This is a genomic window from Allocatelliglobosispora scoriae, assembly GCF_014204945.1.
Lineage (GTDB): Bacteria > Actinomycetota > Actinomycetes > Mycobacteriales > Micromonosporaceae > Allocatelliglobosispora > Allocatelliglobosispora scoriae.
Genome location: NZ_JACHMN010000002.1, coordinates 2081856 through 2097761 on the forward strand (window position 1 = coordinate 2081856; position 15906 = coordinate 2097761).

Here is a 15906-nt window from a genome sequence, read left to right on the forward strand (position 1 = left end):
GGCAGGAGCGTCGAGGTCGCTGCGGGTGATGCTGGCCGGCACGCCCGCGACGAGCGGGTGACCGGTGGCCTTCACGAAGACGCGGCCCGGCCGGACGCCGGGGTTCTCCGGGTGCCCTTCGGAGGCGGCACCGACGAGGCGGGCGTAGAACGGGTTGACGTCGTGCTCGCTCTCCCCCACCGACCAGCCGGTGTAGTGCATGCCCATGAAGCCGCCGCCGCCGCGGATGTAGGTCTCGAGCGCGGCACGCTGGGCGGCGTTGAACAGGACACCACCGGTCTGGACGAAGACCACGGTGTCGCAGATGGCGAGGTTCGCGGTGTTGAACGCGGCCGGGTCGTCGGTCTCCTGGATGTCGACCGGCTGGCCGTACTGCGCGCCGAGCTGGGTGGCGAGGTCGCGCACGGCCTGCCGTCCCTGCACGTTGGAGGCGTGGAAGTTGGCCTTGTAGAAGAGCAGCACGCTGAGCCGGCCGTCGTTGTCCGGTGCGGCGTGGGCCACCGCGGCGGGCATCGATCCGGCGATCAGCAGCAACGCGACGAGCGCTGTGGCGGCCCGGCCGAACATGCCTCCAGACGAGCGACCGGCGCGGCCCTCGTTCGACGGCGCCGCCAGCCATGACCAGCCGACGGCTACTGCTGTTCCTGGTCTTCGTACCCGCGATGCTGCTCGGCTTCGCCCAGCCGGCCCACGCGCACGCGCACCTCGTCAGCACCGACCCGGCCGCGGGCGACGTGCTGCAGACCGCACCCGACCGGGTCCTGTTCACCTTCGATGAAGCCGTCCGCGGTGTCCCGGGCGGTGTCCAGGTCTTCGACTCGCGAGGAGCGCTGGACGAGGCGAGGCCGACCGCCACCGGCACCGAGCTCGAAGTCGTGCTGTCGGGAGAACTGGGCACCGGTACGACCGTGATCACCTGGCGGGTCGTCTCCGAGGACGGGCACCCCATCAGCGGCGCCCTCACCTTCTCCGTCGGCGCGCCCACCCCCGTCATGACCCCGCCTCCGAGTGACTCGAACAGCGTCCCGCAGGTCCCCTGGACGCTGACCCTGGCCCGGGTGCTGGGCTATCTCGGCCTGCTGCTCGCCGCCGGGCTGGTCGCGTTCGCCGCCCTGTTCCTGCCCGCCGATCCGGACATCGACCGTCCACGGCGCCGGTTGGCCACCGCCATGCGTGCCGCTGCGGCCGTCGCGGCCGGGGCGTGGCTGGCGGCGTTGCCCATCACCGCGGTCTATCTGCTCGGCGGTGGGCCGAGCCTGCTCAGCCAGGGCGCGACGTGGTCCTCCGTGCCGCCGACCGAGTACGCCGTCACTGCGGCCGTCGTCGGCGGATTGGTGCTGGCTGTGGTCCTGCTCGGCCCCGGACGGGTATCGCGGCACCGACGCATCGCGGCGGTGGCGGCCGCCGGGATCGCGGTCATGGCCCCGGCATTGGTCGGGCACACCCGGGCGGCGAGCCCCGAACTTCTCGCCATCGGTGCCGACGCGCTGCACCTCGTCGCGGGCAGTGTCTGGCTCGGCGGACTCGTCGGGCTGGCGCTGACGTTGCCGGCCCTCGCCGGTCACGGCACCGTGGCGGCCGAGGTGCTCGCCCGATTCTCCACCGCCGCCGCCGGTGTCCTCGCTGCTCTGGTCGCCACCGGATCGCTGCTCGTCTGGCGGATCCTCGGCTCGTGGGCTGCTCTCGTCGACACCGCCTATGGTCGGCTGGTCCTGGCCAAGGTCGGCATCGTGCTGGCTGCTCTCGCCATCGCGGCGTGGAACCGGTGGTCGCTCCTTCCCCGGCTTCAGCAGGCGGCTCACAAGGCCGGCCGGCAGACGCTTGCTCGACCGGTGGTTCGGGCGACCGCGATCGAGGGCTTGATCCTTGCTGTTGCGCTGCTCTGCACCGGCTTTCTCGTCGACACGAGTCCCGAGGGAGCGCCGCCTGCTGGTGCGGCGGCCGAGGCTGATCCTGGCACGCGCACGACGACGCTGGGCGACATCCGGGTGCAGGCTTCGCTGGCGCCGCTCGTGCGTGGGTCCAACACGCTGACGCTTCGGCTGAGTTCTGCGGCCGGGGAACCTGCTGAAGGTGTTGCGCCGCCGGTGGTGCGCCTGTCCTCCGACAGGGCGACGCTGGGGGCGGTGCCGCTAACGCAGGTGTCGGCGGGCTTTTATACGGCGCAGGTGACGCTTCCGGTGGCCGGGACGTGGCGGATGCAGGTGTCACTGCGGGTCAGCGAGTTCTCCAACCCGGTGGGCGAGCTGGAGTTCGTCGTCAAAGGATGACTTCGCCCGTCGGGAGGTCAAACCCGGCGGGCACGCCGCACTAACGTGCCCGCACGTCGACCCAGACATGGTCACAAACCAATCTTCAGTGCCCATTCGACCAGTGCGCTGCCAGCTATTGACTCATTACGCTGAGTTGCTCGGCGAGTACATCGTGCGCTCGCATTCCAGGGCGTCAATGGCGCCGACAGCAGGAGGGCAGGCGTGTACGCCGACAAGGTCTCCCTTTCCGGACTTCTCCACGGACCCAAACAGTTCGTGATCCCGCCATACCAACGCGCCTACGTGTGGTCCGAAAGGCAGGCCCGCCAACTGTGGGACGACATCCTTACCGAGGCCAAGCGCCTGGCGAACGGCGAGCGGGCGGGACACTTCCTCGGCTCACTCGTCCTGGCGCCCAGCCCGTCCTTGGCGCCGGGCGGCATACAGCAATGGCTGGTCGTGGACGGACAGCAGCGTCTCGGCACGCTGATGATCGCATTGTCAGCGATCCGAGACCATGTGATCCACTCGAACCCGCAATTGGCCGGGAGCATCAACGACAGCTTCCTGATCAGCGCAGATCACAAAGGTGACAAGCGCCCGAAGCTGCTTGCGACACTCGATGACCGCGCCGCTTTTGCGAGCGTGCTACTCAACCACGACCGCTCACACATACCGAACACAAACAAGATCATCCGAGTGTACGAGCTCTTCCGCTCATGGATCAAAGAAGTCGATGAGCAGCCCGAAGGGCAGGAACTCGTCTTCGAGACGCAGGCCATCCAGGACCATCTTCATCTCGTCCAGATCGTCGCCCACTCCGATGACAACGCCTACCGGATTTTCCAAACCCTCAACAGCACTGGTCTCAAGCTCACCGAGACCGATCTCATGCGCAACCACCTTTTCATGCGACTGCCACATCGCATCGACGATATTCACCGCGATGTCTGGACGCCGATGCAACAGGCGATCGGGGACGACGGAATCGAGACTCTCCTCTGGCTCGACCTGGTGCTACGGGGAAAGGACACCGCAGCACAGTCTGACGTCTTCCGCCTCCAGGTTGAGCGATTTGACGATCTCCTACACGAAGACCAGGTCGCGCAGGAGATAGTGGAACTCGCTCGCCGGTCGCGCTACCTTCGCCTCATCCTCGATCCAGGTCTCGAACCGGATGCGAACCTGCGGATGCGGCTGGCCCGCCTGAAGGAATGGAACGCAAAGACCACATATTCCACCACCATGTTCGTCCTCGAACTGCGTGACAGAGGAGAATTAAGCGTCGACGACGCAGCGAGCGCACTGCTTCTCGTGGAGAGTTTCTGCGTCCGTCGGGCGATCGCCGGAGTGCCGACGACGAACATGGGTCGGATCCTCAATGCGGTTCCGCGCGAGCTCGCCGGCAGCAAAGACCTGGTCGGAGATCTCCGTGATTACCTCTCGGCTTCCAAGAGGAACTGGCCCGATGACGCACGGCTGGTCGATGCGATTCAGACCCAACCGTTCTACCTCAACGTCAGAAGTTCGCAGAAGGCATTCGTCCTGCGCCGTTTGGAGGAGGCCTCACGGCCGAAAGAGGTCGTCGACTGGAACGGTCCGACCCGGATGACGATCGAGCATGTGTTGCCTCAGTCACTCACGTTGGATTGGCGCCAGAGCCTCGCCGTCGAATCCGAGACGTTCGGCATCGGTGTCGACGAACTGCACGGCCTCGTCGTGCACACCCTCGGTAATCTGACCCTGAGCGCATACAATCCCAAGCTCTCCAACTCTGCGTTCCCGGAGAAGCGGGAGATACTGCGCGTCAGCGCGCTCGCCATGAACCTCGAGATTGCCGCCAGCGACACCTGGGATGGGTGGAAGATCTCCCAAAGGGGTCAGCAGCTTCTGGCTATGGCCATAGCCATCTGGCCGGGGCCGACAGCGCGCCCCGGCCAAACCGCTGATCGCGATTGGAGTCCCCTCTATCAGGCGGTCGCCGCGATCCCGATCGGGAGGTGGACCACTTTCGGCGACCTTGCCAAGGTGATCGGCAGCCATCCCGTCTCGGTGAAAGCTCACCTGGCGTCCCGACTCGTGGAGAACTCGTGGCGTGTCCTGTTGAATGACGGAATACCGTCGCCGGATCTGGCCAACGCCGTGCAGGGTGGGCAGCGTCACCGATTGGAGCATGAGGGGATCAGGTTCGGTGCGAACGGCCAGGCCTCGTCAGATCAGAGGTTGAACGCAGCCGCTATCAAGGACCTGCTCAACCAGGCTTGACCGTCCGTCAGAAGCGGACTGCCGAAGTCGTCAGCCGTCCCGTGACGAATATCTTCACCATCGTCTCGATGATCGTCTTGGCCGAGCTGGTTGCCGGAACCTCCAGCTCCGAAGCAACCGCCTTGAGCTCCGCCGGCTTCAGCTTGAGACCGGTGAGGTACGCGCGGGCCGATTCCTCGTCGCTCGCGGCCGAGAGGGCGCTGCGGATCTCTGAAGCGGTGGGCGGGGCAGCCTTCGCCGACGGAACCTTCGTCACCTTGTACCCCTTAGGCACCAACGCGTACGTGGCTTCGCCGTCGGCGAGCTGCTGCAACTGCTCATCGCTCAGCTTCGTCAGCTTCGTGTAGTGGCTCGCCAGCGTCTTGGGGACGAAGCGGAACTCGCCGGTGCCGGTCACGAGAGACTGAGCCTGCTCCTCGGTGAGCTTCTTGATCTGAGATAGCACTGCGCTGAGTATCGCAGCGACATCCGTTACCGCACCTGCCATGGTCACGATCCTCCACTGTCCTTAATACGCTTCATAAGTTCGTTCGCTATCTGTGCCAAATCGGCCGATACGTCAGGATGGATTCTCGCCATCAACGCCACCGGAATACCCAGCTCGCCGGCATCGCCGTAAAGGGCATTGTTGTACCGCATCATCGAGTCGAACACTTCGAATTCCTGGCGGATCGTCGTGATCGCAGCCTGTTGAGCAGCGAAGAGCCGCTCCCTGGTGTACTGCACCATGGTGAAGATGACGCCGAGCGCCCGTGGGTTGATCGCCCCGACGGCGTCATTACTCGACGCCTGAACGTGCAGATTATGGTTCTCGATGAGCTTGCCGTAGCTGTTGGCCAAGAACCGTAAGCCGATCGTCGACAGGTAGTCGGCACGAGCGGGTACGACATAGTGCGTACTGGCCGCCATGGCGATGCGCGTGGGCAAGCTGTAGTTCGGCGGGCAGTCAATCAAGATCAGGTCGTAGTCGGCGAACGAGTCCTGCTGTAGCGCGACGGTAAGCCGTCGGTGAATTTCGACGTAGCGCTGCGCGAGCTGCTTGACACCATTTCCCTTGAGGAGAAGTGCAGCCAGGCGCACATCGGTCTGGATAAGATCGAAGTGCGAGGGTATGAGGTCGAGCTGACCGCCCTTGTCGGCAAGTAGTTTGTTCGCCTTTGGTGGCGTGCTGATGAGCTTGCTCAGATCAGCTCCCACGCCTGTTCGATCGAACGCATCAAACCAGGTCTTCAGGGTCTTCTCCCGAAGTTCCGTGTTCCATTCCTGCGGAGAATAGAAGGAGAAGGTCAGGCTGAGCTGCGGATCGAAGTCGATCAGAAGGATCTTTCTGCCTTGAGAAGCGAGCTCAGCCGCGACATTTGCCGACAGGGTCGTCTTTCCCACCCCGCCCTTGTAGTTGATGACAGACACAACCGCCGTCATGGTCCTCCCTGGACGTTCACGCTCGCATCGGCAAGCTTCACCATCGTGGACGTTAAACCACTGCCTCGGCGAAGGCACTCAGCCTAAAGTCGCTACATCGCACACGGGTGGCGCCATCATTGCCACCGATCGAGGTACCGTCGATCAGTGGCCGTGTGTCGTCAGCCGAGGCTATGCAGATCTCGCCGTGACGTAACAGGCAACAAATCGATCAGGCAACGCTCGTATGTCAACCGCATCCGTCAGCAGGCGGATCATCGTTCCCACTCACGGCCGGGCATGAATTCTGGACCCCTGTCGCGCCGCTGCGAGTATGCGATCTTGAGCTACTCCAGTGCCGCTTCACGCGAGGTCGCATCGCTACGAGACTTGGGTAGAACCCTGATATCGGTGCTGGTCACGGTGGCCTTTCTATCAGCCGCCGTGACCAGCACCATGAGTCGGCTGCTTGCCTCCGACTGGCTCCTGTTCACCAGGCCTGGTGGCGTAAGGCATGTTGAAGGACGTAGCGGCTTTCCACACTCAGCCCGCCGATCCGCACATGGCCGTCCTCAACCAGGTAGTCGCCCTCAAAGCCGTACTCGGCGAGGGCACCATCCAGTTCGGTCGAGGTGGGTTCCCGGTAGCCGCCAGCGCACCGCAATCGCTGGGCCGCCGGACAGATGTCACAGAGTGTCGGTATGCCGAACTGGTCGTTGTAATCGGCGGTCCGGTGGGCGAAGGAGACCCCGCAGGAGGTCTTGCGAAACAGCGGCGTGCTGATGCCCGACCTCCGCCAGGCTGCGACGACCCTATCGTCCAGCACAGCCGGGTCGCCCAAGCTGTCGAGCTGGTGTCCGGTGAAGACGATGGCGTCGGCGAACCGGGCAGCATTGAAGACGAGGCTCATCTGCTCATCCGAGTCGTTCCAGCCGGGCACGATCGGCCGCCAGTCCAGCACGACACCGGTCCGGCGTTCCCCGTCTGCGGCGGCCCGCTGGAGCGAGGCGAGGACGGCGGCGGGTTCCACCCGAGTGTCGGCGAGGCCCGAGTAGCGGAAGAGCAGCGTGACCCTCAGATGTCGCATCGCTCCTAGCTCCGCCAGGTCCTCGGCGGTGACCTCGCCGCCGGTGGTGATCTGGACGTGGTTGGTCCAGCCTCGCCGGTCGAGGTCGCGGACGACGTGGAGGAGATGCTGCGCCACTCCGGGCTGGAACGGCTCGACCTTGTCGAGAAGCCGGATCGGCGTCGCGTGAGGTCGGAACGCCTGATGGCTGATGAGCTGGTCAACGGCCTCGCCGGTGGCACAACGCACGTGCGGAGTGCCAGCACCGTCGATCGGCCACTCGACCATGTGATCGAGGCTCAGCCCCATTTCTCCGTAGCGGAGGATCGGCGCCGTGCGCGGATCGAGATCAACTGCCACCTCGGGCGGCAGGGTTGGTAGGTCCTGTTGCGGGTCCTCGGTCTGCATGGGCCCAGCGAACGCGATAATAGTGATGCTCAGGAATGTCCCACCGGTGAATTCGCGGGGCACCCTCAGGGCAAGCGGCGCTCCGCCATCGCCGATGCCGCCAGGAATGCCGCCTCCCAGGGGAAAGCGGTCTGTGCCTCCGGCCCGGTCCCCGGCGCATGCGGCTCCCATCCCGCACTCCGCCCGGACATGACGTGCACGCCCTCACCCCGCAAGGAGGCCACCGCGCGTGCGAACGGTTCGCGGCTCGCGAACGCTGAGTTGGCGAAGGGCACCACCACGGTGGGTACGCCACGACCGATCATCTCCGCCGCCAGCGTCAGTGCATAAGTGTCCGCGATTCCAAGCGACAGCTTGGCGACGGTGTTGGCCGTCGTGGGAGCGATGATGAGCGCGTCCACGGGCGGGAGTGCCCGACCGCCCTGCTGCGGCTCGGACCAGCGGAAATCACTGCGGACTCGGCTACCGGTGAGGCGCTCCAGCGCAGTCGTGTCGATGAAGTGCAGGGCTGCTGCTGTCGCCGCCACTGCGGTTGTCCACGAGTGCCGATGCGCGACTGCGATCAGCCGATCCAGGTCGGCCGCCGGCCCGGCACCGCAGGCGATGATGAGCAGGTGACCGCTGGTCACAGTGCCATCCCCGCCGCAGCGGCGAAAGCATCCACCTCGGCACGGATATGACCGCGAGTCCGGGCGGCGAGGTCTGTGACCGTCCGGCGTACGGCGGGCCGGGAACGGATCTCTTCGGGGGCGATGCGGTCGGCAGTGTGCAGCGCCGAAAGCGCCTGCTCATAACGACCCCACTGCGTGTAAGCCTGTGCCACGTTCGTGAAGAGGCTGACCTTGCGCTCGGCGAGCGTGACCCGGTCCAGCTCGACCTGACGCGCGAGCGCGATCGCCGTACCGGCGTCTCCTAAGCTCAACGCCACCTCCACCCGGTGGAGCAGGACGTTGGTCGGGCCGAACCCGGTCCACCTGTCGTTGCCGTCATGACCGAATCGGGCTGCTGCTCGGGAGGCCTCCCCCAGCAACGTGTGGGCGGTGTCGCGATCTTCGTTTCTCGCCGCGCCGACTGCTCCCATCAGGGCCAGCGCACCGTAGGTGGCCGCAGCGTCACGCGTACCGAGGCCGCTGGACCGATCGAGTGCCTGCGCCGCACTCTCCACGACCTCGATGGCCCGGAGCGAGTGCTTGTTGCTCATCAACGCATGCGCCATGACCCGAGCGCTGCCCGCCACCGCGATCGGATCACCGCTGGCCCGGGCGTACCGCACGCTGCGCTCGGCTGCGAGCAGCGCCAAGGGCGGGTCACCTCGTTTCAGCAGTACACTGCCGGTCACGTGATAGGCCTCCGCAGCCAGGACCCGAACCTCGCGAAGGTCGTCTGCACCGGCCCTGGCCTCGGCGCTGGAGACTGCGGCCAGAAGCGGAGTCAGCAGGCTGACGACTCGCTCGTAGTGGCATGCCTGATAGCTGACCTTCGCGCTCGCGACCGCCTGTCGCAGCTCGGCCACGGTCCACGGCGTGGCGTCGTCCACCTCGTGCGTCGGCACCATCGCGTCGAGCAGGCTGATCACCGACGGTGCCGCCATGGCCTGCGCCATCGCCGTCACCGCAAACGGGAGGAGGTTCCTGCGTCGCACGTCGCCTTCCAGGTCGAAGGTGCATAGCCCGGTGCGTTCAGTATCTACCAACTTCGGGTCGGCGATGACCGTCGCCTTTGTGCCGCTGGTGTCCGCTGCCAGCAGACGCTCGAAGCGCTCGGCTACCTCCGCCGATGCGCGGCTGAGGACGGTGTCCATCGCGGCCTGCATGTCCGGTCGGAGGGTGACCTGCGTACCTCGGGTGCTCCACTTGACCACCGTCCGGCGAGCGGCGCCGACGTGCTCGGAGAAGTCGGTCACGCTCATGCGATGGGCCTTGCGCAGAGCGTTGGCTTCGCGGCCTGTCCAGGTCGGAACCGTGATCATCCGTCATGTCCTTCCGGGTCATGACCATGATGCCGGTCAGCAGATGTCCACGTCATCAGGAGTGCACCGGAAGTGCACCACCGGCCGCAGCAGCATGGTCACTCCCCGCGCTTCATTACGGGGATGGCTATGCAATTGACGTCTGGTGGGGCGGGCGGGGCTCGAACCCGCGACCGAGGGATTATGAGGCCAGCTTTCGCGGTCCAACATAGCCTCTACCAGCACCTATAGACACACGGAAGATCCCCAAGGCCGCCCCTGACCGCCCCCGTCATCACCATTTCGCGTCACAACTCGTGTCACGGCGTGTCGTCTGTTCCAACCACGAGCATTGCCGGAGCGAGGACCGCCTGGAGTATGCACAGGCGGTCCACACTCAGAAGCCGTTAGAGCTGCGGGGTTTGCGGCTCCTGTCGACATCGGGCGCACAGCGGACGCGACGCTAGACCAATGCATGACATACCGTGCGGCGCTCGATTTGCAGGGCGGTGCTTGAGGCTCGGGCCAAGGCCCGGGACACACGAGAGCGCCACACGTCGTCAGCGAGCGACCGATAGCGGCAGGACGCGTAAGCAAGCCGACAAGCTGAACCTGGCGTTGCGGGAGGCGGTCGCTCCGCTGCCCGGAGCTCCGCTTCAACATCAGGGTGCGGTGACCCATCGCCTCAGTAGAGTTCGCAATATGGAGATCTCTAACTCTGATGGCGAGACCTACCCGATCGTCGCAGGATTCCTGCACCGACAGGAGCAAGGCCTACGCCTTCGTGTCTGGTGCCTGTACTGCTGTGTCTGGCACACGCACGGTGCCGATCCAGTGGGCAGCGAAGAACACCGGCACGCCCACTGCTTCGCTCCCGACTCGGAGTACCGCCAAAACGGTGGATACATCGTCCAGGTGTCAGGTCGATCATTTACGTCCGTTCGCAGCAAGGTAAAGGCAGCGACACCTTCCCAACAGGAGGCGATCCGGGACGGACGCCTGTCTGAAGCGATCTGGAAGTTGCGAGCGCAGGTCCCACCAGCAGCATAGGAATCGGTACATGGTGGCATGTTCCAACCGCTGGAATAGGTTCCCACCTCTCCAGCCTGGGCAAACCGGCTGAGAGCCACCAGGAGCCAAGATCCAGGCCAGCCGTACCTTCGCACCTCAGGCGAGCTAAGCCGGCCAACACGATGATCTTGCTTAGATAGCTCTCTATTCGTTGGCGTGGAGAGCGTTCAGAGCCCGGGACAGAATTGACAGAATTGACAAAATTCCTGCAGGACCGGGATTTTGTCAATTCTGTCAATTCTGTCCCGGGCATCAGGCGGTCTTCTGATCGGCTGATCGCAGTGCCGTCACGGTCGCAGCGGGCCGGTACAGCTCGGGATTGACTAGATAGGTAGCTGACGGTGGGCCGTCGGCACCGGTACGCGGCGCCTGCCCGGCGGGCCGGATGTACCAGTGCAACTCCAGCGACGACAGCACCGGATCGAGATTGCAGCGGCGGGCTCTGCACCAACTCCGACGCGGCAGGTCCCGCTTCGCGAAGGTCGTTGTCAATGTGCACGAAAGCCCACGTGCGGCTTCCAGCATGATCGCGTGCCGACTACCTCCTGAACCTAGCCACCTGTAAGCCGGCCGCTCCGCTCCACCCGGCCGGCGGTCACCAACGCCAAGCGCGGCGTGTCGGTTCATCCCGGACAATGAAGGCGTGGAAAATCCAGAAAGGATTGCGGCCGTACAGAACATCGATCAGCTGAAGCAGCTCCGGATCGACGGCCAGAACATCATCGGCGGGGGCGTTAACGCCCCAGATGCACTACGGCACCGCTACCTTCAGTGGCATGACTCGGTAGAGCGCCTGGTGGCCCATGTCTCTACGGACTCTGCTGAGGTGGTGAATCTTCACACACCACGGCATCGGTCTCTCGTTGCCGGCGCCGTCACGGTCGACCAGATGTATCGCGAGGTATCGGCCGAGGTGAACTTCGTGATCCGAGCGATCGATGATGCCTCGCAGAGGCTGCTAACCCCAGAGCCGTCAGCCATGCAGGAACGTGAGTTCATCGGCGATTCCGGCACGACCTACAGATACGACACGATGTCTTCACTTGGTGAAGGCGGTTACGGGAAGGTCTTCTCTGGATATGACTCCAGCGGCAATCCCATCGCAGTCAAGGTTGTCCATCTCAGTAGCCGGACCGGCGATCGGCGTCTCGCCCAGCGCGAGCTTGAGATCTCACGGCAGCTCAAGAAGCAGCCAAATGATCACCTTGTCCACCTTCTTGACGCAGCCGACACCGACGATGCACTGCTGCTGGTAATGCCGAAGGCTGAATCTAGTCTGGCCGAACGTATCGGAGCAGGTCCTATTCCTGACGACGAGGTTCGTGACATCCTCGTTCAGTTAGCACGCGGAATGGTATCGCTCTCCAAAGTGGGGGTCATACACCGAGATATCAAGCCTCGGAACGTCCTCCTGATCGCTGGCCAATGGTGCCTCTCGGATTTTGGAATCTCTCGGAACACACTGCAATCTACTGCGACTTATACGTGGCACGGAACGGGAACCCTTGAGTACCGCGCACCAGAGCTTTGGCGCGGTGATTCGGAAACAGTTGCTACCGACCTCTACGCACTGGGATGTGTCGCATTTGAAATGATCACCGGCAGCCCTCCTTTCCCGGGGCCTGACTTCCGGGAACAGCATTTCATGAAAGCACCAGTTCTTCCCTATTCATGCGACTCCGGCCTGGTCTCGATCGTGCTAAGCCTCTTGGCTAAAGACGCTGCTGGGCGTCCCGAAGATCCAAGGCAGCTTCAAGAGCAGCTTCAGGTTAAAGGTCTATCGGCGGGGCAACATGCCCTGCGTGATCTCTTAGCACGGATGGATCGAAAAGACTTCGAGATCGAAAGCCAGAACGCCGCAACCCGCGAACATTTTGAGCGTCAGCGACAGGCGAAAGTCCGACTCATGGCTTTCTGGCAAATACTTGTCGGAAAATTCGTGGATCTCGTCCCAGGCGCAACAGCTGAAAATGACTCAGACCAATGTCTTCTGGTTTTCCGAGGCAATCGCGTAACACTAGAGATAAAGACTACGAACTCGCCGAGCCCTGGACGCTCCGTCGCCCACGACCTGCTGCTATTCGGAACGCTTACCGCAATTCCTCGGTCTTCGCAGAGGACTGTCCTCGAAATCTGTAACGTGCAGCTCGTTTGGCAAGACAGCCAGCCGCGAATGCAGCTAGTTAGGTTCATTGTCGACGAACGAGCGGTACCAGAGAACGACAGCGCGCGAACAGCGGCCCCTAAAGGCGTTGAGTGGTCGTTGTTTCACGACATGTGGATGGCGCGCGGAGGAAACTTCAGCTCGAACGACCTAGCTATTGTCGAAGAGGCCAACGAAGATGCTGTTATCAGCATGATCACTGCGGCACTAAATCCATTCTTCGAGACGAAGGCCCCACCCGAGAACGCCGATCACGACGCCGAGCGCTAGTGAAAACGCCATATAGGAGTCCCCCACCGCCTACATAAATGTCCAACCGCCAACAGGTGCCGCATCGCCCACAGGCAGTTAAAACGTCCTGAGAGCCACAGAGCCAAGATCTCGTTTACCCGCAGGCCCTTCTCTATACCCAGCTGGGGAAAATGATCATCTGGACATCTGAGGGGATTCGGCAGCGCAAGGATTCATCCGTGTCCTATCAGCCTTAGGCCGTGGACCCGGGACAGAATTGACAAATTCCGCTGCGACAGGGATTTTTATCAATTCTGTCCCGGCATCAGGCCGTCTTCTGGTCTCCTGTTCGCAGGGCCGTCACGGTGGCAGCGGGCCGGTAAAGCTCGGGATTGACGAGATAGGTAGCCGAGGCTGGGCGACCGGCGCCGGTACGCGGTGCCTGCTCGGCGGGCCGGATGTAACCGTGCAGCTCCAGCAGCGACAGCACCGGATCGAGATCCGCAGCGGTGGGGCTCTGTACCCGCACCGACCGCAGCAGGTCCCGCTTGGTGAACGCAGTGGTCAGTGTGCGCGAAAGCCAGGCCAGCACGTGCCGGGCGTATTGGGTGGTGCGGTCGGCGCCCATGTCGTCGAACGCGGCCAGGGCGTGCGCGGTGAAGTAGGCGCCGATGCGCGCGGCCCGGTCGATGGTGTCGGCGCTGATCGGCTGCGCCCATCCGTCGCGCAGGTGCTCAGCAAGGTGGATCAGCCCGGCGATGCGCACGACAGCACCGACGTACTTGCTGCCCCAGTCCACGATGTGCGCCCAGGCTCCCGTGGGTGCCAGCAGCGGCTCTACCTCCCGTTCGAGGTTCAGCACAAGCTCGTTCGCCTCCTGGGTGAGCGTGAGCACGGCCGGATCGGTCCACTCGGCGAGGCTGGCGACCAGCGCGGCGAGGTTCGTCGCGTAGACCTCGGCGACATCAGCCGGCACCGGGTCGGCACCGATCTTCCGGTGTCCGACCGTGTTCTCCGGTATTGCGAACAGGATGCGGGCGAGCAGGCCCTTTCCGCGGAATCCTGGCATCCCCGCGATGTCGCGCAACACATCTGGCTGCACGGCCAGGCCGAGGGTCAGAGCCGGCTTGTCGATATGCTCTGCTGGGCGGCCCTGCCGATCGACCCTCAGCATGTCCCCTGCGTGGCCCTTCAGGAAGACTTCGAGGTTCGGCGTACCGGAGTAGCGGCCTGCGAGCGTGGCGAAGATGCCGCCTTCCGGCGAGAGCACTGCCAGCCGGCCGCCCTGCTCGGCGAGCAGCGATGCGGCCTTCTCGCTGGTCACGTCGTCGGCGATCAGCCGTGGTACCGGGGGAACGTTGATCGCCTCGGCCTGCATCGCCGCAGCAGCCGCATCCGCGATCATCGAGTCGCGTACCGATGGATCGGAGGCGTTCGCGGCGACGTTGGCGGCCCGCTCTGCTGCCTTGCCTGCGACCTTCGCCAGCAGCTCAGTCTCGATGATGACCGGCCGCATGCGCTCCGCCAGGGCACGCTCTGCGCACAGCAACGGGGAGATCATGCACGCGAACACAGCGCTCTTGCGCGACCCGGGCGGCAGCACCGACACCAGGAACAGGTTCACCGGTTCCCGCCACGATCCGCGTACCTCCACCTCGGCCCGGCCGCCTGCGGCGGTTGAGAGAGCGGCCAGAGCGATCGACCCGGCAAGGTCGATCGGCGTCTGCGTGAACTCAGCGACCGCCGCAACCTGGTCAGCGACCCAACCGGGCAGCATCTCGGCCGGGAACACCGGCAGATGCCGCCGCTCCCCCAGCGGAACCAGCGCCGGCCAACCCGAACCGGTGTCGAGCTCGGCCAGCTCGGCGAGCACGCTGCCCGGGTCGCCGGTCGTCGCGGCCTGGGTGAGCTTGTGCCCGAGGGTGACGACCCGGCGCCGCTTGGCGTGGTCGGCGACGGTCCGTGCGTAGTGGCCGGCGTTGGCGACGCTCGGCACGGCCTGGATGAGCGTGTGCAGGTACGAGGCACCGCCCAAGCGCTCCAGTTCACCAGCGGTCGCGAGGTTCGCGGCCACGGTGAGCGGATCGACCGGCACACCTTCGGCGCGCATCCGGGTCAGGTGCTCCCACAGGCCAGCGTGTGCGGGCCGGTAGAAGTCGTTCGGGGTCAGCGTCTCCGCCAAGCTGTCGAGCTGGTCAGGTGCGAGCAGCACGGCACCGATGACGGCCTGTTCGGCTGCGATGTCGTGCGTTGCGGGGGTGCTCACTGGACTCCCTTTCGATGGCTGAGCTGTTCGAGTGCGATGCAGACGGTGGCGACTGCCACGCGGGCCTGCTGCTGGGCGTGCGTGGGGTTGCTGGGGTCGAGGTCCAGGACGACGCGGACTTCGACCCGGTCGCGGCTGGCGTCGGCTCGACGGAACCGGGTGGCGACGATCCGGCCGGCGCCGGTCTGCCACACCTCGGGCACGCTGGCGTGTTCGCCAGTGCCACCCAGACGCCCCGTGGTGCAGTGGTGCCCCTCGGCGCACCAGTCCGGATGGCCAGCACTTCGCCTGCCAGCCCGGGCGGGAACGGTCATCGCGTACCTCTGGTGTGCTGGTCAAACAGCCGAGCGGCCCGTTCGGGCGTGTCTTGGTCGCGCCACGCGAACGGCGGCAACGTCTGCGCGAGCTCGAAGACGGCGATAGCTGCGCCGTTGACCCGGCAGGGGTAGACCCGCGCGCCGATGAGGCTGGCCAGCATGACGGCGCCATGCAGCACACACCCGGTGGAGGCGTCGCCCGCAGCTGCGCGGATCGTCACGGCATCGGCTGGGCCGATGCATGGCCGGCTGTCTTCGCAATGCTGCGCGTCGCACGTCATGGCCAGAGTCCGGGCAGTCATCGCGTACCGCCTCGGGTGCTGTCGCGGCGCAGGCGACGGGCGTGGTTGGCCAGACGCCAGCCGAGCCGCAGCCGTAGCCCGGTGGTGCGGCAGCGGTGGCAGGGCCTACTTCGGCCGAGCATCGCGCGTGTGTGGCCGGCACCGTGGCAGCGGCGGCAACGCCGGTAGGGCGCCACCGAGCAGAGAGCGGCGTAACCGAGTGTGACGATCACGGC

The 15906-nt window shown here is 64.8% G+C and carries 11 protein-coding genes and 1 pseudogene; 3 read left to right on the forward strand and 9 right to left on the reverse strand.

Going from position 1 to position 15906, the window contains the following annotated elements; translation table 11 throughout:
• Window positions 1–75: 75 nt before the first annotated feature.
• Window positions 76–567, reverse strand: a pseudogene (locus tag F4553_RS42975) (ThuA domain-containing protein); the annotation flags it as partial.
• A gap of 50 nt (window positions 568–617) precedes the next feature.
• Here F4553_RS42975 and F4553_RS14960 point away from each other — a divergent pair.
• Window positions 618–2270 (forward strand): copper resistance CopC/CopD family protein, encoded by a 1653-nt coding sequence (locus tag F4553_RS14960; protein ID WP_221469898.1) that lies wholly within the window; start codon window positions 618–620, stop codon window positions 2268–2270.
• 204 nt (window positions 2271–2474) lie between these two features.
• On the forward strand, window positions 2475–4517 hold the full coding sequence (locus tag F4553_RS14965; RefSeq protein WP_184836433.1) for a GmrSD restriction endonuclease domain-containing protein: 2043 nt from the start codon (window positions 2475–2477) through the stop codon (window positions 4515–4517).
• Window positions 4518–4524: 7 nt separating this feature from the next.
• On the opposite strand, the gene F4553_RS14970 is transcribed toward F4553_RS14965, so the two are convergent.
• From F4553_RS14970 to F4553_RS14990, 5 genes are all read right to left on the reverse strand, one after another.
• The gene (locus F4553_RS14970; RefSeq protein WP_184836435.1) at window positions 4525–5004 is read right to left on the reverse strand and encodes a hypothetical protein; all 480 of its coding nucleotides are present in this window, start codon (window positions 5002–5004) and stop codon (window positions 4525–4527) included.
• A 2-nt stretch (window positions 5005–5006) separates the two neighbouring features.
• Window positions 5007–5939: a ParA family protein gene (locus tag F4553_RS14975; protein WP_184836437.1), complete on the reverse strand. Its 933-nt coding sequence runs from the start codon at window positions 5937–5939 to the stop codon at window positions 5007–5009.
• A 469-nt stretch (window positions 5940–6408) separates the two neighbouring features.
• On the reverse strand, window positions 6409–7392 hold the full coding sequence (locus F4553_RS14980) for a hypothetical protein (protein WP_184836439.1): 984 nt from the start codon (window positions 7390–7392) through the stop codon (window positions 6409–6411).
• Between the two features lie 65 nt (window positions 7393–7457).
• Window positions 7458–8021, reverse strand: a complete 564-nt coding sequence (locus tag F4553_RS14985) for a flavoprotein (RefSeq protein WP_184836441.1) — start codon at window positions 8019–8021, stop codon at window positions 7458–7460.
• The gene (locus F4553_RS14990; protein ID WP_184836443.1) at window positions 8018–9361 is read right to left on the reverse strand and encodes a hypothetical protein; all 1344 of its coding nucleotides are present in this window, start codon (window positions 9359–9361) and stop codon (window positions 8018–8020) included. Before F4553_RS14990 ends, F4553_RS14985 begins: the two co-directional genes overlap by 4 nt.
• A 1693-nt stretch (window positions 9362–11054) precedes the next feature.
• Between F4553_RS14990 and F4553_RS14995 the strand changes: the two genes are divergently transcribed.
• Complete coding sequence (locus F4553_RS14995) at window positions 11055–12845, forward strand: serine/threonine-protein kinase (RefSeq protein WP_184836445.1); 1791 nt, start codon at window positions 11055–11057, stop codon at window positions 12843–12845.
• A 286-nt stretch (window positions 12846–13131) separates the two neighbouring features.
• Here the strand turns inward: F4553_RS14995 and F4553_RS15000 are convergent, their stop codons facing one another.
• The 3 genes from F4553_RS15000 to F4553_RS40995 all read right to left on the reverse strand — a co-directional run bounded on the left by F4553_RS15000 (window position 13132) and on the right by F4553_RS40995 (window position 15691).
• Window positions 13132–15072 (reverse strand): DUF3987 domain-containing protein, encoded by a 1941-nt coding sequence (locus F4553_RS15000; protein WP_184836447.1) that lies wholly within the window; start codon window positions 15070–15072, stop codon window positions 13132–13134.
• Window positions 15069–15266: a hypothetical protein gene (locus tag F4553_RS40990; RefSeq protein ID WP_184836449.1), complete on the reverse strand. Its 198-nt coding sequence runs from the start codon at window positions 15264–15266 to the stop codon at window positions 15069–15071. The genes F4553_RS15000 and F4553_RS40990 overlap by 4 nt, the downstream gene beginning before the upstream one ends.
• Window positions 15267–15382: 116 nt before the next feature.
• A complete protein-coding gene (locus F4553_RS40995; protein WP_246466348.1) occupies window positions 15383–15691 on the reverse strand; it encodes a hypothetical protein in 309 nt (102 codons plus the stop codon).
• Between the last annotated feature and the right edge of the window lie 215 nt (window positions 15692–15906).